We start from the raw sequence: 19,379 nt of genomic DNA, 5'->3' as shown, positions 1-19,379 counted from the left end.
TGGTGCCTTAGCTCAGTTGGTAGAGCAAAGGACTGAAAATCCTTGTGTCCCTGGTTCGATTCCTGGAGGCACCACAATAATTTTTTCAATTGCAAAATTGCTAAACTTATTTGTTACTTTTATATAAGCACAACGGTGCCTTAGCTCAGTTGGTAGAGCAAAGGACTGAAAATCCTTGTGTCCCTGGTTCGATTCCTGGAGGCACCACCGCTAAAACCTGAACATTTATTTGTTCAGGTTTTTTTGTTTTAAAGCGTTTATATATCTGAAAATAACTAACGCATTCTTAGCCAGCCTAAAATTTGATTATTTTCAATTTTCCATTTATTATTTTCTTTTTTCAAGCCAAATTCCACTCTTGATTTACCTAAAACACCTGGGTTTTGCTGTATGATTTCAATTTTACCTTTCGTTACTTTTGATACAATTGAAACATGCCCATACCGATTAAAAATAGTTCCTCCGTAAACTAGTAAATCGTTCGCTTTAGGTTTCGATTTACTCGCATTGGTATATTGTATTAAATTTCGGTCTTTATTTAATGTTCCGTCTTTTAAGTTCGTATTAAAAAAACTTTTTGCGTGCCCGTAACTATTAGGCATTTTATGTTTGAAATATTCATAGTAATACCGTTTTACAAATTCTACACATTGATATTTTAATCCAATATTATAGCCGTCTTTAGCTCGATTTCGCCCTTTTACAGTTCCTACCTGTCCGTTGTAATAGACCACAACGCCGTTTAAACTATCTATTTTATCGCCAAATACAGGAGCGAGTTGTGAACGAGGTGTTTTCATTGTGTAAAAAACACCAATAAACGCGGCTAAAACTGCTATAATTAGGATGTTAATTTTTGTCATTTTAGATTTTATTTTTAAAAATAGATAAACATCATACTAAATTTAGTTCAGCAATACATCAAAAGTAAAAACACCGTAAGGACGTGATTTCTTTTTTTAGATGAAGTTAAAACAGGCTTTTAATAGCTGAAAATATTATTAAATAGCACAAATGCCTAGCCCCGATTGTAGCAATTGTTTGAGCTCTTTTTTTTGATTTTTTTCAAAAAAAAAGCGAGTGCGGAAAGCGAGAAATTGCTTCTAATAATCATTTTTAAAAAATTACTTTAACTTAAATTTCATTTCTATCGGTAAATGATCGGAAGCTTGCCCAAAACTATTTAGTACTTTTCCGCTTATATATTCTATGGTTTTTTCGGTATAAAAAATATAATCGATGCGTTCGTATAAATCTTTGGTATCGAAAGTATTTGCGGGATTATTTGCCGTAAAAGCAGCGTTTCCAATTCCTTTCATTGTAATTAATTGCTGAATAATCGCCGTATTATCTCTTGCTTTCGAATTAAAATCGCCTAATAATATGGTTGGATATTTGTCTTTATAAGAATTAAAAACAGCTAAAACCTGTTCAAATTGTGCCATACGAGTTTTGGTGTCAAACGCCTCTAAATGCACATTTAAAACAACCACTTCTTTGCCGTTAATTAACACCTTTACAACTTGTAAAAGCCTGTCTAAATACAGGGCGTCTCTATAAAAAGGGCTATCAGGAACACGTGCTAAAACGATACGTTCATAATTTTTTAATTCATATTTACTAAGAATTGATTGCCCTGAAACAATCTGCCCAAAGTGCATGCTTGGCGGCCAATATGGAAACGGCACGTAGGTTTCGTCCCAATTAACGCCTCTTGCGGCATATTTATAGCCTAATTTCATAAATTCGGCTTCTTGATTTACTTTGTAAGACCTTGAAGCCTTGTAATCAATTTCTTGAAAAGCGATAATATCAGGGGTTATTTTTTGAAGCTCAGTTTTAACTTTATTAAAATTATCGTCAAATAATTTTTTTGATTTTGCTACGGGTAAATTATTGGTCATTCCGCTTAAATACCCAACATTATAAGTAATAATGCTATATATAGAGTCGTTATTTTGATTCGTATTTACATTATTATTTTCTAATCTGATCAATTTAGCATATTCTTCTTTATTAATTGTTGGGGATGATGCCCAGTAAAAAAACAAGAAAAAAGCGACTATTAATACCGATATTAGCTTAAAAAAAAGGGATATTATATTTTTCATAAAACGTTAAAGAATGTTAAAATTATAGTCAAATTTAAACTTTTTAAAAGAAGTGCAGTCATAGATATATAATTAAAAACTTAAATTTTTATGAAGATGAAAAAAATAATAACCGTATTGGTTTTAGCCCTTGGATTTACTTTAACAACTCAGGCTCAAAAAGGAAAGCATCATAATTTAGAACAATTCACCGTAGCACAACAAACAGAACTTGCAGTTAAAAAAATGACTTTAAAGCTAGATTTAACCACTACGCAGCAAGGTCAAATAAAGCCTTTATTAGCTGATAAGATTGCAAAACGTAAAGTTATGCATCAAAAGAGAAAAGCACTAAAAGAAGCTGGTAAAAAGAAAGGTAAATTATCAGCAAACGAACGTTTTGATAGAGAAATGAAAATACTAGATGCTAAAATTGCTTTTAAAGCCAACATGAAACGTATTTTAAATGAAAAACAATACGATCGATTTGAAAAAATGAGTGATAGAATGATGCAAAAAAAGCATAAAAAACATAGTAAAAATGGCAAAAAAGAAAAAAGAGACAAGAAAAGAAGAAAGTAAACAGCAAGGAAAATAATGGTTTTATATAAGAAAATCCTGATTCTAAAAATAGAATCAGGATTTTTTACGGCTATTATTTAGCGAAATATCTAGTATTTAAAATACGGATTAAAAGCTATAAATTAACTATTCATCCTCTTTAAACCAACTAGAATATTCTACATAATTATTAGCGATTCTATCAATTTCACCTGAAATTAATTCTTTCGAAATATCTTTTACTTTTTTAGCAGGAACACCCGCATAAATACTACCACTTTCTACACGAGTATTTTTAGTAACCACAGCACCCGCAGCAATAATTGAGTTTGATTCGACAACACAATCATCCATAATAATACTTCCCATACCGATTAAAACATTGTCGTGGATTGTACAGCCATGCACAATCGCATTATGCCCAACCGATACATTATTTCCTATGGTAGTTGGCGATTTTTGATATGTTGCATGAATTATTGCCCCATCTTGAATATTCACTTTATCGCCCATTTTAATATAATGTACATCGCCTCTAATAACGGCGTTAAACCACACACTACACTCTTTTCCCATTTGCACATCGCCCACAATTGTAGCATTTTCGGCAACATAACAATCCGCAGGGATTTGAGGTGTTTTTCCGTTTATCGTTTTTATAATTTTCATCTGTTTATCTTATTTTAAAAAACATAATTTTACAGCTTTTTGATTAAATAACAATCAAAAAAAGTCGTTATTCTGAGAAATATCCCGAATAACGACTTTTTAAAGCACTCTAAAATACTAAAAAACAGTATTTTTAATTCACTATTAATTTTTCACCAATACTAATGCTGTTGTTAATAAGGCTGTTAAATTTTTTCAAATCACCTACCGATATTTGATATTTTCTTGCAATTGAATACAAGGTATCGCCTTTTTGTACTTGGTGATGCAGCGTTTTAATACTTGTTTGTTTTTTAGGCTTAATTCGATCGTATTTCGTTAAATTGTATTTATTGATAATCGAAATTAATTTCTGCGGATAGCGTTTATCGGTTGCATAGCCTGCTTTTCTTAATCCGTACGCCCAACCTTTATAATTGGTATGTCCTAGTTTAAATAAACTTGCATAACGACTTCTCGAAATTAAAAACTGCGAATGATCTTCGTACGAGGTTTGCGGATATTTATATTTTCTGAAACACTCTCCTATTTCGTCATCGTCGTGGGTTACACTTTTTCCTTGCCAACCTTTATGGCATTTAATTCCGAAATGATTATTCGAACGAATAGCCAAGGCACTTCTTCCACTTCCAGATTCTAAAACACCTTGCGCCAAGGTAATACTAGCCGGAATTTTATGTTCGTGCATTTTTGTAACGGCAATAGGTGCAAATTTTTGAATATAGGCTTCGGTATGATTTTTAGTTGTTTTACTTGTTGTTTTTACCTGTTCTAACTGATAAACTTCAGGAGCAACTTCTTCTTCTTGCTCAAGAATTACTTTTTGTTTAACAAGCACTTTTTTTCGAGGCTTAGAAACGATATTTTTATTTGAACCACAACTTATTAAAAAAGTGGCACTTAGTACGATGTAAAAAACAGACTGTATTCTCATTAAAGTATAATTAATTCTTGGTTTTTATGTTTTAATTTTTTGTTAACCCCAGTAATTCCTTGTAAACCTCCGGTGTGAATTGCTAAAATACGGCTGTTTTTTTCAAAATAATCTTCTTGAATCATTGCTAAAATTCCAAACAACATTTTCCCGGTATAAATAGGATCTAACGGGATATTTGTTACGGCTTTAAACTCGTTTATAAAACGAATTAATTCTTGATTATATTTTGCGTAACCACCAAAATGATAATCAGTTATTAACTGCCATTTTTTGTTGGTATCAGCAATTAAATTTTCTATTTCTTTTTGTAAAAAATCACCTTTTAAGGCAGGGAAACCAAGTGTTTTTTGATGTTTTTCTGTTGAATTTATCAATCCTGAAATTGTTCCTCCCGTTCCTATAGCGCTGCAAATATAATCGAATTTATGGTCTTGTTCGCTTAGTATTTCTTGACAGCCTTTAATTGCCAAATTATTTGTGCCGCCTTCGGGGATTAAGTAAAAATTTCCAAACTCCTCTTTCAAGCTTTCTATAAATGCTTCGGATGTTTTATTTCGATAAACCTCTCTTGAAACAAACTTAAATTCCATGCCATTTTGATGGGCTTCTTTTAAACTTGAATTTCCTGCTAATGTTTTTTCAAAATCTTTTGCTAATTCATCGCCTCGGATAATTCCAATGGTTTTAAAACCTGTCAAATTACCTGCTACAGCAGTGGCTACAATATGATTTGAAAATGCACCTCCAAAAGTTAACAAAGTATTTTTTTGCTGATTTTTGGCTTCAATAATATTGTGTTTTAATTTTCTAAATTTATTTCCTGATACAAATGGATGAATTTTATCTTCTCGTTTAATATATAATTCAATATTTTTTTCCTTTAAAATAGGAAGCTGTATTTGTTGGTTTTCGGCAACAAAAACCTGATTAAAAAAAGAAGTATCTTTCGTATTCAAAACCGTAAAATTATTTCGGCAAAAATACTAGAATTATCTAGTAAGTAGCTTGTATTTTAAACTTGATTTTACAATTAAAAAACACGAACTTGTTTGCTTTATAATTCAAATTGCTAAAGATCTTAATATATGGAAAATAAATTTAATATTGCAGTACTAATAGATGGTGACAACGCGCAACCAAAGTTATTAAAAGAAATTATTGAAGAAGTTTCTAAATACGGGAAGGCGACTATCCGAAGAATTTATGGTGATTGGACAACGCCACAAATGAATAGCTGGAAGGCAATTATCAATCAACATTCGATCAGCCCGATTCAAAAATTTTCATACACCACAGGAAAAAATTCTACCGATGGCTCCTTAATTATTGATGCTATGGATATTTTACACGGAAAAAATACCCAAGGTTTTTGCATTGTTTCAAGTGATAGCGATTATACTGGGCTTGCAAAAAGAATTAGAGAAGAAGGGCTTTTTGTAATGGGAATTGGGGAGAAAAAAACACCCGAAGCTTTTGTAAAATCGTGCGAAGTTTTCACGTTTACCGAAAACTTAAGAAACGAGCAACTAAATCAAAACCAATCGAATAACCAAAACGAAACAGTGAAATCAAAATCTGTAAAACCATATCAGAATCAAAGAAATAAAGAGGTTGTTGAAAAAGTAAGATTATCAAGAGCAGATTTAAAAACAATTGATAAGGCTTTTGATATTTCTACAAACGAAGAAGAAAACGCCTATATTTCTACCTTAGGGTTAAATATTAGAAAAATTGATCCAAGTTTTGATCCTAGAAGTTACGGTTTTAAAAACCTTACCAGACTTTTTGAAAATATTGATAAATATGAAGTTATCAAAAATGAAGTTGGTGGCTTAAATCATCCGTTGTTGCGAATTAGGTAGGTTAGTTTTTATATTTTTAAACTAAAAAAAATCCTACATATTAAACTCATTGCTGATTTCAATACGTAGGATTTTTAATTATTTTTTATCTTCCGCTAAATTTACAAAATTTATAGACGGTAACATTATTGGTTCAAAACCAGATTGTAATGTTAAATTAGATATATATGCTCTCAAATAAGGAAAAGCAATTGCTGGAGCATTTATTTTAGGAAAATTTGATAATTTAAACTCTTCTGAAATATTTTTATCTAATTTAAACATAAAAACAGTTTCAATATTTAAATCAAACCTTTTATCATTTATTTCGATTTCAAAACCTATGCCAAAAGTATCAAGTTCATCTTCAGGATAAAAATGACCTGTCTTTAAATCAAAAGAATTTTCTTTTGTATTAACTTCTTCATTAGAAGTGAAATTCAATTTAAGGACTTTCCAATTTTCTAACTGTATTTTCATATTACGCAGCTAAAGATATTGAATTAATACTATTTACCTCCATACTATTATCATTACTAGAGGTATAGCTTATTTTTTAACTATATCAAAAGATTGATTATCAATATTTTCTTTAAATCCATATTTATTAACAACAACACGACAAAGCTCTTCAGCTGTAATGTTTTGAAAATAATTATCAATTTTATCTTTTATTTTTTTATTTAGTTTCATCTTTTATATCTCCTGTTATTATTATAGTAGAATCTACTATATTTTCATTAGGTTTAAAAACTGTACAAATAGTACAATTAGGAGTTCTTAAGTTAATTCTTTTTTTTCTTTCTTTTGCAAATTTAATGTAAAAATTACCTTTTACTACATCAATAGGTAAAATACCTTCTCCTCTAGCTAAATTAATCAATAAGCCATCAATAAAATCAAAATTTTTATTAAGTTTTTTAATTTTCTCTTCAAAACATTCAAGAAAATATGCTAAAATTTCAACGCCTTCCTCTTTTGTTAAGTCTAATAAATTATCTTCATTTACGTCAAAATTAGATTTTATAACACAATATTCTTTATATTTATGCTCCTGTTTTATATTATCCCAAGATTGTGTAATAGCCCAATTTTTAGCTTGCTCATTAGGTTTTGAACTGATACCTTCAATAAAAAAATAAACTCCGTTTCCCAACCATTCTTTATCTCCTATAGATAAATCATAATTCGATTTAATTATTTCTTTAGCTGAAGAAATACTTGTTCCGTGATATCCCTTAATTCTCATCAATAACTTTTAAATAAACTTAAAAAACAAAAACTACTATTAACTAAAATAGTAGTTTATAATAACTAATTTTTAAAAATTAGAAACCTGTTCTTCTATTTTTTCCCAATTAGCCATTAAAGTGTCTAATGATGCTTTTTTTGCTTTGTATTTTTCAAAGAAATTAGGACGCGCAGAAACTTCGTCATAATTATTTGCTAATTCTAAATCTATTTTAGCAATTTCAGTTTCTAAATCAGCAATTTCAGTTTCTGTTTTAGATAATTTATTTTTAAGTTTTTTCAACTCTTTTTCTTGCTCTCTCGATAATTGATGTGCTTCTTTTTTAGCTGTTGGTTTTTCAACTTTAACAACTGTTCTTTTTTCAGCTTCTCTAAGATTTTCCATCTTATGTTGTTCTAAGAAATAATCAATATCTCCTAAATACTCTTTAATTACCTTGTCTTTAAATCCGTAAACTGTTGATGTTAATCCTTGTAAGAAATCTCTATCGTGAGATACAACAATTAATGTTCCCTCAAAGTTTTTTAAAGCAGTTTTTAATACTGTTTTCGAAGCTATATCCAAGTGATTTGTAGGCTCATCCATTACCAACACGTTAAATGGTGATAATAATAATTTACATAACGCTAATCGGTTACGCTCTCCTCCTGATAATACTTTTGCTTTTTTATCAACAGCATCTCCGCCAAATAAGAAAGAACCTAACATATCTCTAACACGCATTCTGTTCGTGTCAGAAGCGGCATCTTCCATAATTTCTAACACTGTTTTTTCTGGAGGTAATTCTTCGGATTGATTTTGAGCAAAATATCCTATTTCAACATTATGCCCTAATTTTAGGTTTCCTTCAAACGGAATTTCACCAACCATCATTTTTGCCAACGTAGATTTCCCTTGTCCGTTCTGCCCAACAAAAGCAATTTTACTGTTACGTTCAATCATTAAATCAACGTCTTGTAAAACATGCTTATCGCCATAACTTTTACATAAACTATCCGCTTCAACAATAATTCTACCTGGTTCTTTTGATATGGCAAACTTTACATTCATTGCTGCGTTATCATCGCCATCAACCTCAATAAGTTGTACTTTATCAAGTTGCTTCATTAACGATTGCGCCATCGAAGCTTTACTTGCTTTTGCCTTAAATTTATTGATTAAGTGTTGTTTTTGCTTAATCTCTTTTTCTTGATTTTTCTGAGCTTGTAACTGCTTTTCCTTAATTTCGGCTCTTAAAACTAAAAATTGAGAATAGGGTTTTTTATAATCGTAAATCTGCCCTAATGAAATTTCAATAGTTCTGTTCGTTACGTTATCTAAAAACATTTTATCATGCGAAACCAATACAATTGCACCAGAATATGAACGTAAAAAATTCTCTAACCAAATAATAGATTCAATATCTAAGTGATTGGTAGGCTCATCTAACAGTAAAATATCGTTGTCTTGCAATAATAATTTAGCTAACTCGATACGCATTCTCCATCCTCCTGAAAACGTACTGGTTAATTTGTCGAAATCTTCACGCTGAAATCCTAAACCTTGTAAAATTTTCTCGGTATCACCTTGATAATTATATCCTCCTAAAAGCTCATAACGTTCGGTTAAATCGGTTAAATCAATAATTAATTGACTATATTCTTCACTTTCATAATCGGTTCTAGTAGCTAGTTGCTCGTTAATTTCATCTAACTTTACTTCAATTTCTTTAATTTCAACAAAAGCTTGATATGCTTCTTCTAAAATGGTTCTTCCTTCAACAAAATCGATATCTTGACGTAAAAATCCCATGCGGATATCTTTATCAAAAGCCATCGTACCTCCGCTGGTTTCAATATCTTTAGAAAGTACTTTTAATAAGGTTGATTTTCCTGCCCCATTTTTTCCTATCAGTCCAATTCTATCTCCCTTATTTAACTTAAAAGTAATTCCTGAAAACAAATCAGTTCCCATAAAAGAAACCGATAAATTGTGTACGTTTAACATATATGTAATAATTGTTACTTATGGTGAATGATAAAAAAATTATCTTTGCAAAAGTATATAAATTTATAATTGATTATGTTTAAAAAAGGAAGCAAATTATATAGTATTTTCAAAGGGAAATGTCCACAATGTCATCAAGGTGAATTCTTCAAATATAAAATGACACTTAATCCTAAAAAAATTACTAAATTACACGATAATTGCCCAAAATGTGATTTAAAATACATGATGGAACCTTCTTTTTTCTTTGGAGCGATGTATGTAAATTATGGCTTATCAGTTGCCTTATTTGTAGCTATTTTTATCATTTCAAAAGTATTTATCGGTTTAACTATTTTACAAAGTTTTATTGCAATTATAGTTGTTTCATTACTTCTTACGCCATTTACCTTGCGTTTATCTAGAATTATTTGGATAAATATTTTTATTGCTTATGATAAAAATATTAAGAAAATTTCAAAGAAATAATTACTCGTCAAATCGTTTAATATCAATATCAGCATCTAATTCACTTCCATTTTCTAGGTGATTAAATAAATTGTTAGCAATCGTTGGTCCAATCATAACGCCACGTGTTCCTAAACCGTTTAAAACCACTAATGATTTGTGCTTTGGATGTATTCCTACCATAGGTCTTCGGTCGTTTACTGTGGGTCTAATTCCTGCGGTGTGTCCTGTTATGGTGTAAGGAACTGTAAGTACTTTTTTTAGTTTTTCTACTAATTCTTGTTTTGCTTCTTCTGTTGGATTACAAGTTTTGTCTGTCCAATTAAAAGTAGCGCCTACTTTATAATAATCATTTCCTAAAGGCATTACAAAAGCACTTGATTTTAATAAAAAATCAATTTTTAAATCGGGTGCGTGTATTGTTATGGTTTCTCCTTTTGCTTCGTTTAATGGTAAGTGATTAAAAAATGGATTTTCAGTAATACCAAAACCTTCGCAAAAAACTATTTTTTTAGCCGTTATATTTTGATATTGAATCCCATCTTCTAAAATAGTTATTGCTGAATAATCAAAAGAAGCCGTTATTAATCTATTTGAATTTTGAATATAATCTCTATATGATTTTACTAGCAAAGCAGTATCTATACGCCCTGTTCCTGTTAACTCTCCAAAACCAAAATCACCAAGAAGCCCTGCAACTTTTGCTTTACTAATTGTAGGATTCATGTAATTTAATAATGTTGGTTTATCTAAAGCTAAAAACCAATTATTTTCATCACCAATACTGGTAAATGCTTTTTTAATAGAAAATTTATAATCTAATTTTATATTTAATTTCTCTTCTATATTCTTATAAAAAGGTAAAGCTGTTTGTATTTGTTGATGCCCATTCCAAACGGCATTAAAACGTTTTAAAATAACGGGATTATAAACCCCTCCTGCAACCAAAGAAGAAGTTTGTGAGTTGTCTTCAAAAATTACAAATGATTTATTTGCCTTTAACAATTCTTCTGTAAAAGCAATCCCTGCTAAGCCTAAACCTACTATAATATAATCTACATTAATATCCATACTACAAAAATAGTACTATTTATTGCAAAAAAAAAGAGCTTACAAATGTAAGCTCTTTTTAATTTTTATGAAATATGAATTTAATAATTCCACATATCCATTTCACGATTACGAATACCTTCTTTAATTCTGTCGGCTTCTAATAATTGAAATAATGAGTTTCCTCGAACATAGTCTTTAATATTTCTATCTCCGTAAATATTCTCTTCTTTTATTATTGTTGAATTAAACCTTCTAGCATTTAATAAGTTATCGTACGATAATGGTTTCGAGGAATTTACAGGATTAAATACCTTAGATTTATGCAATGTTTCTCTTGCATCTGGAAAAAACACCCAAAACAATTCATACGCAGTATCTTTGTCATCAATTCCTTCCACTCCAAGAACCTGAACATCAGGACCCATTGGCGCTAAAGCCAACATACGGTACTTTAATTCACCTCCTCGCTTATCGAAATACCAAATTCCTTTTAACATATATCCTTTAATATCAGCAGATTGCACTGAGTAAGGATCCATGTTTCCGTAACCATCGTCACGTTCGTTGAAGATCATTGATTTAATTTCCTCCATTCCTACTTTTGTTGTAAAGTAAGAATCACTATATACTTCTGTAATTTCGCCATTACTAATACCTTTTAGTAAGCTATCAAATAATGAACGTCTTGTTAAACCTGCATTTGTAGTATCAACCGGATAATAATAAGGTAAATTGATCTTTTGATTTATATCTACATATTCCCATACCACTTTAGACCACAATACATCTCTATCGCTAATATAACCATAAGGAAGTGGTTTGTCATCTTCCGAAGCAATTTGGGCTTCAGATTTAAATCCAATCTCTTCGACCTTTTTAGAATTTAAAAGGTTCGCCTGAGCAGCTACATAACTTGTAGTTGCAAGGGCAAATAAAACCATATAAAAACGCTTCCAATTCATACTTTAAATTTTTTACTTATTAATTAGTAATCTCAATACTTACAGGTAACACTTTTTTAAGCTTGTAATTAGACCCAGAAACAGATGCTTTAATGTCATAAATAACAATGATATCATTTCTTCGGGCTTTAGCAAGTGCCTTTTTTGCTCTAGCATTTAAGTTTCTACCGTTTACAGGAATAGTTACCTGTCCTGGAACTTTAACTTTAAAGCTAGATACATTTAATTTTAAATCGAATAAGAAGTCAGGTAAACCAGCAGCTACATTAATTCTAGCTAAACTTGCTTTTGGCATTTTTACCGTACCATATTGATTTCTTACCATACCAACAGCTGGTGGTATATCTTTAATTCTATATTTTTTAGGAGTACTAATTTTTCCTCCTCCTGGTAATGTTGCAGAAACTCTAATAGTTACTTCACTTCCTTTACCTGGGTTCATTACGTATTTATCTCCTTTAATTCTTCTTAAACCTGGTGCCGATGCAGAAACTTTATTTCCTGATACTCCTGGTACAGATATCGTTAATGGATTTGATAAACCACGGTACACAACATTCATTTTATCAGCAGAAACAACTGCTTCATTTGGTTTAGGAATTACTGAATACCCTCCTAAAATAGGAATAGTAACGATAGAATCTCCTTGTTTAAATTGAAATTCTCCTTTTAATTCTTTATCACCTACCGAACCTGCCGGCCCGTCTAAAATAACCTGTCCTGCTTGAATTTTATCAGCAGCCATTTCCTTACCGTTTAAGATAACTTTTTCAGCTGTTAAATTCGGATCATTTTTACCTAAAACGATTTTTCCTGATAATTTCTCACCTGGATAATATGCGTTTTTTTCAAAAACAATCATTGCATCATAATTACTCATAGATACAGCACTTTCTAACTGCCCTTGTAATAAAGCTGTTAAAGCATCTGCTTCTGTGTTTTTAATATCTGCCTGAATCTGTGTTAATTTAGTTAAAGATGCAATTAAAGGAAATCCTTCATAATTGTATTTTAACCAATTTTTAACCAATCCGTCTTTAGCACTTTTAACATCTTTTGTACTGAAACGAACTGCTATCACTTTAGATAAATCTGGTTCATTTTTCAATACAACTAATGATTCTTCTCTAAATTGGTTCATTTTATCCATGAACTCTTTTCCTTTTGGAGAAATTTTTCCACTAGCAAAAAAGTACTGATCTAAAAACCCTGATTTGTCCATAGACTCATAGTTTCTGATATCTTCTTTTTTTACCTCACTAGTCATCTTTGTTTTCAAATCTGAAATGTAAGTAAAAAGACCATCTGCCATTACTCTAAGCTTGTCAGTATCTTCCTTCGCTTTACCGTATTGCTTTGCTTGTTCCGTTGCTTTTTGAGCTAAGGTTGCATATGCTGCGGTATTTTTTTCGGTCGCTCTAACATTAGATTCCGAAAGTTTTTCATTCATTAACCCAAAGGCTGATAAAACTTCTTTACTCATATTCATCGCTAACATCGATATGAATACAAGGTACATTAAGTTTACCATCATTTGCCTTGGTGACTGTTTTCCTCCTGCCATTTTAATTAGTTTGTTTAGTTAATAAAATTAGTTAAACTAATTAATTATTTAGTTGACATTGCCGTTAACATTCCTCCATATACTCCATTTAAAGAAGATAAATTGGTTGCTAATGATTGCATTTGCTCTTGTAAACGTTGAGAATTTTCAACTAAAGAAGAGTTTAATTCCGATTGCTTTGCAGCGTTTTCAACTTGCGTAGTATATAATCCGTTTAAAGATTCTAATTTAGCAGCAGCCATTGACATTTGCTCATTATACTGATTTGTTGAAGATACTGTTGTTGAAGTAGCTGTTAAACCTTCGGCAGCTCCTTGAAAACCTTTAATACTATCTCCTAAGCTTGAAATTAAATTTGCATCTAACTTCGCTTCTTTTAAAATAGTATCTAATTTTTCAGATAACATACTTTGTGCTTGGTCAGGTGCAGCTTCAACATTCTTAGTCTTTTTACCTAAAGCTTGTCCTCCTGCTAATTCTGGATACACTTTTGACCAGTCTAATTCTTCTTCAATTGGTTCAAATGCCGACATTGCAAAAATAAGTGCCTCTACAACTAAACCAGCTGTTAACATTACTCCACCTGTTAATGGTCCGATTTTAAAGTGCATAATTTTGAATAAAGCTCCTAATATTACTACAGATGCTCCTAAACCATACGCCATGTTGGTTAATTTCTTTTTTGTTCTTGACTGTGCCATAATTGTTTGTTTGTTGGGGATTATTATATTTATTACTGTTATTAATTCTTGTTTACTTGCTTTTGTTTGTACCTAAATAATCTTGTACTGTTCTAAAGCCGATGTAACTTCTTGCTGTATCGGCATATTCCCAATCACGAGAACCTACTTCTAAGAAATACGCTACATCTTTCCATGAACCACCACGGATAATTTTTCTTCGGTTTTCTTTAATTTCTACATTAGGATTCATTGTTGATCCCATGTAGTAAGACATTTGATTATACGCAGTGTTTGTCCATTCTGAAACATTACCCGACATATTAAACAAACCATACTCGTTAGCATTATATGAATTTGCTTCTACTGTATATAAAGCGCCATCGGCAGCATAATCTCCACGTACAGGTTTAAAGTTTGCTAAAAAACAACCTCTATCACTTGTTGTACTAGGACCACCCCAAGGATATTTCCCAAAGTTCAATCCACCACGAGCAGCATATTCCCATTCTGCTTCTGTAGGTAATCTAAAAGAAGGAACTAATCCTAATTTCTTTTTAGATCGTTGGAAATTATTTTTAGTTTGTGTTCTCCAGTGACAAAAAGCTTTTGCTTGATTCCAAGTAACTCCAACTACAGGATAGTCTTCATATGCCTTGTGTGCAAAATATTCCTGGTGCATTGGATCATTATAAGAATAATTAAAATCTTTAATCCAAACCGTGGTGTCAGGATATACATCAACAACCTCATCTTTCAAAAAGTCTTTTCTATTTTTACCTGTTTTAGCTGCTTGCTCATTATCAAACCAATAATACCTATATTTTAAAAACTTGGTATTAAAAGTTCTTATTCCATTTAAAGATTCATCTTTTTTAAGATATAATGAATCCATAACCTCCACATAATCAGCATCAGGATATTCTTGCTGTTCCCAAGCAAGATCTTCTTGCCAATTTAAAGGCTTTAAAGAATCTAATCCTTCTCCTAATTCGTAGTAATTTTCACGCATATATTTTGCATATGGTGATTCATTTAAAGTATCTGTTGAAGCAAATGCGTACAATTGAATGCCTTTTGCATTTTTACCTCCTCCTTCTTCTTCACCTTCTCCTCCTGAAGCAAACTCAGCCTGATACGCTAATTTTGTTCGAGTAATAGAATCACGTACCCAAAATACAAACTGCTTATATTCGCTATTTGTTATTTCAGTTTCATCCATATAAAAGGGTTGTACTGTTACTGTTTTTGTTGGTGCATTCATAGCTCCTAAAGGATCTTCGTCTTGCTTACCCATTGTAAAAGAGCCTCCAGGGATTTTAGCCATTCCAAATGGTTTTTCTGCAAACCACTTTCTGTTAGACTTATCTCCAACTAACTCTCCTCTATCACTACTTGAACCACAAGCGTAAATTAGAGACACTAACAATGCAAATATTACTACTTTTTTCATATTATATCTTTCTTATAATGGGGATGGTAAACCTATTATTTTTTTCATTAAAAAACAATAACGTATTCTACTTTTTTATATACAAATACAACTTATTCTTAAACAAGTTTTTGCAATGCTTTATACCACCTGTCTGGCATTTTTCCTTTTAATGCTTGTTCATAATCTTTATAGTTACACGGTACTAACGCATGCCTTTTGTGTTTAGTATTCGAAATCATGTTTATTTCCATCCACCAACGACCAGTTTTATCACTTTTGTAAAAATTTATAGGATCATCATCTGCTAATAATACGGTGAACTTATGGTAATTATCTTTAGACACAAACGGGTAATCGTTAGCCCTAGCATTAACCCCTTCAATAAAAAACCAAATCATTTGCGCTATTAAACTTGCCGTCTGATTGTTTGAATCAAATAGGCTGTTATATTCATAGACACCAAAAGAGGTTACTTTGTCACTTATTCCTGCATATCTTGTAATAGCACAAATTTCTTCACCATAAAAACCATTAGGTGAAGCATTCTTATTTGCCGGTGCCTCGCTTTGACGCACAGCACCAATATCTATACTAACAATATCAGCATCTCTCATTATAGGCTCTACAAGCTTTACGTCTTTGACCTCACCTAATCTAAAGGCATCAAAATAGAGTTTGTCTAGCAATTCTATTTCTTCTTGAGAGTTAAAATAAGTTTGGTACCCAATATTACTATAGTTAAATAAATTATTAGGCTGATCCATAATAATTTTACTTAAAAAAGAACTAGAACGAAAACTTTCATTCATTGCACCTAAATCAAACTTGCTATCTACCGACACCAAATTAACTGTTTGTCCCAAAGAATCATACCCACGGTAATTTGCGTAGGTCATATCTTGACTGCCGCCTATTAATATAGGAATTATTTTTTTACTAAGCAAATACTCAATAGAAGAACTTACAGCAAAATAAGTATCTTTAAGCGTATTGCCTTGTGCTATATTACCTAAATCAGCAATTTTAGTTTGCCAATTACCAGGAAATAATTTATATAATTTTTCACGAATAGCTTCTAAATTTTCTCCACAACCTTCGTTATCGGGAGCTCCTCTACCATCTTTTATCCCTATAATAGCAATAGTTACGCCCGATAAATCAGGCAAACCATTTGCCTTTGTATGTATTGCAATATTTCTACCTAAAGACTTCATAGACTGCGACATTAAATGCGCCACTAAGGTGTCTTTTATGGGGATAAAAAAATTAAAATCCATTATTATTATAATTATTATTAGGGGCCTTTAATATGCTTGCAATATACTAAACTATTTTTTTTGAGCGCTGTTTTATTTCTTTTTCACTACTTTCTTTTTTACCACCTTTTTTACAGCCTTCTTTTTTGCTACTTTCTTTTTTGGTGTTTTTGCTTCAATGATTTTTACAGCCTCTTCTTTGGTCATATTTTCAATATCAGTAGTTTTAGGCATTTCTACCTTAATTTTACCTTTAATAACATTAAAACGACCCCAGCGTGCTTTTTCTACTCGAATTTCAACATCTTCCCAGTTATGTAGTACTTTATCGATTTCTTTCTGTTTTTTAACCTCAATTAATTCAATAATATCGGCATCAGTTAAGTTGTCAAAATCGTACTTTTTACTAACATTGATAAATATCGAGTTCCATTTTAAGAAAGGACCGAAACGACCAACACCTTTTTGTACAGGTAATTCTTCATAAAAATAAATTGGCGCATCTGCTTTTTGCTTTGCTACAATTAATTCTTCAGCTCTTGGTAAATCTACTTCCATCGGATTCTCTCCTTTATCTAAAGAAACAAACATTGCTCCAAATTTGATATAAGGTCCAAAACGTCCGTTAGAAACAATTACCTCTTCATCTTCATAAGTTCCTAAGGTTTTCGGAAGCAAGAACAACTCTAATGCTTCTTCCATTGTTATAGTTCCTAAGTTTTGATTTTTATTTAAACTAGCAAACTGCTTTTCTTCATCTTCAGGAGCTCCAATTTGTGCAATTGGTCCAAACTTTCCTAAACGAACTAACACTGTTTTTCCTGACTCTGGATGTTTCCCTAAAATACGTTCACCACTTTCTCTTTCAGCATTTTCTTGTACATCTACTACCGTTTTATGAAAATCACCATAAAAACCTTTAATCATTTCTATCCAATCTTCATTTCCTTCTGAAATATCATCAAAAGAATTTTCAACTCTAGCTGTAAAACCAAAATCTAAAATATTTGAAAAATTTGCCACTAAAAAATCATTGACAATATTTCCAATATCAGTAGGTACTAATTTATTTTTATTTGACCCTGTTTTTTCGGTCAATAATTCACTTTCAATAACGCTATTAGACAGAATCATCTGTTCATAATTTCGTTCTAAGCCTTCATTTTCTCCTTTTTCAACATAGCCTCTACGTTGTACTGTTGAAATTGTTGGCGCATACGTTGATGGTCTTCCAATACCTAATTCCTCTAATTGTTTTACTAAAGATGCTTCTGTAAAACGGTATGGCGGACTTGTAAAACGCTGTGTTGCGTTGATAAAATTATAATTTAAAGTTTCACCAGTAGTTAAGTTTGGTAACATTCCTGCTTGCTCTTCCTCTTCATTATCTGTTCCTTCTAAATATACTTTTAAGAAACCATCAAACTTAATCATTTCACCGTTTGCCGTAAATATTTTGGTGTTTTCAGAATTGGCTATTTTCACATTGGTACGCTCTAATTGCGCATCACTCATTTGCGAAGCTAAGGTTCTTTTCCAAATTAAATCGTACAATCTGGTTTGATCGTATTCGGTATCAATAGCGTGCATTTTCATGCTTGTAGGACGAATTGCCTCATGCGCCTCCTGTGCACCTTTCGCTTTGGTTCTAAAAACACGTTGCTTGCTATATTCTTTTCCGTAATAATTACTAATTTCTTCTTCGGCTGCATTTCTTGCATCTTCGGATAAATTAACACTATCGGTTCTCATGTAGGTTATTAAACCCGCTTCGTACAAACGCTGTGCAACCTGCATTGTTTTACCTACCGGAAAGCCTAATTTACGAGAAGCTTCTTGTTGTAAAGTTGATGTAGTAAATGGTGCTGCTGGCGATTTTTTTGCTGGTTTTTTAGTTAAATCAGCAATAGAAAAACTAGCATCTGCACATGATTTTAAGAAGTTTTCAGCTGTTTTTTTAGTAGGAAAATTCTTCGGAATCGTTGCTTTAAATGTTTTTCCGCTAGTATTCGAAAACTTTGCAATAACCTTATAATGTGTTTCTGATGTAAAATCAAGAATACTTCGTTCTCTTTCTACAATTAAACGAACCGCTACCGATTGCACTCTTCCTGCTGATAAACCTCCTTTTACTTTTCGCCATAAAACTGGTGATAATTCATAACCAACAAGCCTATCTAAAACCCTACGAGCTTGTTGCGCATTGACCATATTGTAGTCAATATCTCTTGGATTATCAACCGCTTTTAAAATAGCATTTTTGGTAATTTCATGAAAAACAATACGTTTTGTATTATCGTCATTCAATTTTAATTGCTCTTTTAAATGCCAAGCAATTGCTTCCCCTTCTCTATCCTCATCACTTGCTAACCAAACAGTTTCTGCTTTTTTAGCCAACGCTATTAATTTCTTAACAACTGGTTTTTTATCATCAGAAACAATGTATTTTGGGCTAAAATCGCCATCAACATTAATCCCTAACTCCTTCGATGGCAAATCTGCAATATGACCATAACTAGATTCTACTTGAAAATCTTTTCCTAGGAATTTTTCAATCGTTTTTGCCTTTGCAGGTGACTCAACTATAACTAAATTCTTTGCCATATCTCTGTTAAATTATCTCTTTTTACATCCTATATTATAACG

Annotated in this window: 19 protein-coding genes and 2 tRNA genes; 5 read left to right on the top strand and 16 right to left on the bottom strand. The window is 31.5% G+C overall.

Annotated elements, in window-relative coordinates; all coding sequences use genetic code 11:
* Position 1: 1 nt before the first annotated feature.
* Positions 2-74, top strand: a tRNA-Phe gene (locus tag AQ1689_RS07170).
* 60 nt (positions 75-134) lie between these two features.
* Positions 135-207, top strand: a tRNA-Phe gene (locus AQ1689_RS07165).
* 68 nt (positions 208-275) lie between these two features.
* Here AQ1689_RS07165 and AQ1689_RS07160 read toward each other — a convergent pair.
* Together AQ1689_RS07160 and AQ1689_RS07155 are read right to left on the bottom strand one after the other, a co-directional pair.
* Positions 276-863, bottom strand: coding sequence for a CHAP domain-containing protein (locus AQ1689_RS07160; protein ID WP_101955631.1), 588 nt, complete (start codon positions 861-863; stop codon positions 276-278).
* Positions 864-1,124: 261 nt separating this feature from the next.
* Positions 1,125-2,111 (bottom strand): endonuclease/exonuclease/phosphatase family protein, encoded by a 987-nt coding sequence (locus AQ1689_RS07155; RefSeq protein WP_101955630.1) that lies wholly within the window; start codon positions 2,109-2,111, stop codon positions 1,125-1,127.
* A 96-nt stretch (positions 2,112-2,207) separates the two neighbouring features.
* Between AQ1689_RS07155 and AQ1689_RS07150 the strand changes: the two genes are divergently transcribed.
* Positions 2,208-2,672 carry a hypothetical protein gene (locus AQ1689_RS07150; protein WP_180947548.1) on the top strand — a complete coding sequence of 155 codons (465 nt, stop codon included), beginning with the start codon at positions 2,208-2,210 and terminating at the stop codon, positions 2,670-2,672.
* Between the two features lie 126 nt (positions 2,673-2,798).
* Here AQ1689_RS07150 and AQ1689_RS07145 read toward each other — a convergent pair whose 3' ends face one another.
* The 3 genes from AQ1689_RS07145 to AQ1689_RS07135 form a co-directional block, all read right to left on the bottom strand.
* On the bottom strand, positions 2,799-3,320 hold the full coding sequence (locus AQ1689_RS07145) for a gamma carbonic anhydrase family protein (protein WP_101914802.1): 522 nt from the start codon (positions 3,318-3,320) through the stop codon (positions 2,799-2,801).
* A 133-nt stretch (positions 3,321-3,453) separates the two neighbouring features.
* Complete coding sequence (locus tag AQ1689_RS07140) at positions 3,454-4,254, bottom strand: glucosaminidase domain-containing protein (protein ID WP_101955629.1); 801 nt, start codon at positions 4,252-4,254, stop codon at positions 3,454-3,456.
* Positions 4,254-5,213: a 1-aminocyclopropane-1-carboxylate deaminase/D-cysteine desulfhydrase gene (locus AQ1689_RS07135; RefSeq protein WP_101955628.1), complete on the bottom strand. Its 960-nt coding sequence runs from the start codon at positions 5,211-5,213 to the stop codon at positions 4,254-4,256. Before AQ1689_RS07135 ends, AQ1689_RS07140 begins: the two co-directional genes overlap by 1 nt.
* Before the next feature lie 129 nt (positions 5,214-5,342).
* On the opposite strand from AQ1689_RS07135, the gene AQ1689_RS07130 reads away from it, so the two are divergent.
* On the top strand, positions 5,343-6,119 hold the full coding sequence (locus AQ1689_RS07130; RefSeq protein ID WP_101914799.1) for an NYN domain-containing protein: 777 nt from the start codon (positions 5,343-5,345) through the stop codon (positions 6,117-6,119).
* 78 nt (positions 6,120-6,197) lie between these two features.
* Here the strand turns inward: AQ1689_RS07130 and AQ1689_RS07125 are convergent, their stop codons facing one another.
* The 4 genes from AQ1689_RS07125 to AQ1689_RS07110 all read right to left on the bottom strand — a co-directional run bounded on the left by AQ1689_RS07125 (position 6,198) and on the right by AQ1689_RS07110 (position 9,336).
* Entirely contained in the window at positions 6,198-6,578 is a 381-nt protein-coding gene (locus AQ1689_RS07125) for a protein-export chaperone SecB (protein WP_101914798.1), read from the bottom strand.
* Positions 6,579-6,647: 69 nt separating this feature from the next.
* Positions 6,648-6,791: a hypothetical protein gene (locus tag AQ1689_RS07120; RefSeq protein WP_180947547.1), complete on the bottom strand. Its 144-nt coding sequence runs from the start codon at positions 6,789-6,791 to the stop codon at positions 6,648-6,650.
* Entirely contained in the window at positions 6,778-7,347 is a 570-nt protein-coding gene (locus AQ1689_RS07115; protein ID WP_101914796.1) for a hypothetical protein, read from the bottom strand. Before AQ1689_RS07115 ends, AQ1689_RS07120 begins: the two co-directional genes overlap by 14 nt.
* Positions 7,348-7,419: 72 nt before the next feature.
* Complete coding sequence (locus tag AQ1689_RS07110; protein WP_101914795.1) at positions 7,420-9,336, bottom strand: ABC-F family ATP-binding cassette domain-containing protein; 1,917 nt, start codon at positions 9,334-9,336, stop codon at positions 7,420-7,422.
* A 75-nt stretch (positions 9,337-9,411) separates the two neighbouring features.
* Here AQ1689_RS07110 and AQ1689_RS07105 point away from each other — a divergent pair, with 75 nt between their 5' ends.
* Positions 9,412-9,804 (top strand): DUF983 domain-containing protein, encoded by a 393-nt coding sequence (locus AQ1689_RS07105; protein ID WP_101914794.1) that lies wholly within the window; start codon positions 9,412-9,414, stop codon positions 9,802-9,804.
* Here AQ1689_RS07105 and AQ1689_RS07100 read toward each other — a convergent pair whose 3' ends face one another.
* The 7 genes from AQ1689_RS07100 to topA form a co-directional block, all read right to left on the bottom strand.
* Positions 9,805-10,848 carry an NAD(P)/FAD-dependent oxidoreductase gene (locus AQ1689_RS07100; RefSeq protein ID WP_101955685.1) on the bottom strand — a complete coding sequence of 348 codons (1,044 nt, stop codon included), beginning with the start codon at positions 10,846-10,848 and terminating at the stop codon, positions 9,805-9,807.
* 86 nt (positions 10,849-10,934) lie between these two features.
* Positions 10,935-11,798: a type IX secretion system ring subunit PorN/GldN gene (gene porN, locus AQ1689_RS07095; RefSeq protein ID WP_101955627.1), complete on the bottom strand. Its 864-nt coding sequence runs from the start codon at positions 11,796-11,798 to the stop codon at positions 10,935-10,937.
* Between the two features lie 19 nt (positions 11,799-11,817).
* Complete coding sequence (gene porM / locus AQ1689_RS07090) at positions 11,818-13,362, bottom strand: type IX secretion system motor protein PorM/GldM (protein WP_101914792.1); 1,545 nt, start codon at positions 13,360-13,362, stop codon at positions 11,818-11,820.
* A 44-nt stretch (positions 13,363-13,406) separates the two neighbouring features.
* Positions 13,407-14,063 carry a type IX secretion system motor protein PorL/GldL gene (porL, locus tag AQ1689_RS07085; protein WP_101955626.1) on the bottom strand — a complete coding sequence of 219 codons (657 nt, stop codon included), beginning with the start codon at positions 14,061-14,063 and terminating at the stop codon, positions 13,407-13,409.
* Positions 14,064-14,115: 52 nt separating this feature from the next.
* Positions 14,116-15,495 (bottom strand): T9SS ring complex lipoprotein PorK/GldK, encoded by a 1,380-nt coding sequence (gene porK / locus AQ1689_RS07080; RefSeq protein WP_101955625.1) that lies wholly within the window; start codon positions 15,493-15,495, stop codon positions 14,116-14,118.
* 98 nt (positions 15,496-15,593) lie between these two features.
* Complete coding sequence (locus AQ1689_RS07075) at positions 15,594-16,754, bottom strand: formimidoylglutamase (RefSeq protein WP_101955624.1); 1,161 nt, start codon at positions 16,752-16,754, stop codon at positions 15,594-15,596.
* Between the two features lie 72 nt (positions 16,755-16,826).
* Positions 16,827-19,337, bottom strand: a complete 2,511-nt coding sequence (gene topA, locus AQ1689_RS07070; protein WP_101955623.1) for a type I DNA topoisomerase — start codon at positions 19,335-19,337, stop codon at positions 16,827-16,829.
* Between the last annotated feature and the right edge of the window lie 42 nt (positions 19,338-19,379).

This window comes from Tenacibaculum finnmarkense (genome assembly GCF_900239185.1).
GTDB lineage: Bacteria > Bacteroidota > Bacteroidia > Flavobacteriales > Flavobacteriaceae > Polaribacter > Polaribacter finnmarkensis.
Note: the sequence above shows the minus strand (reverse complement) of the source record. Positions and strands in the feature narration are given on the sequence as shown.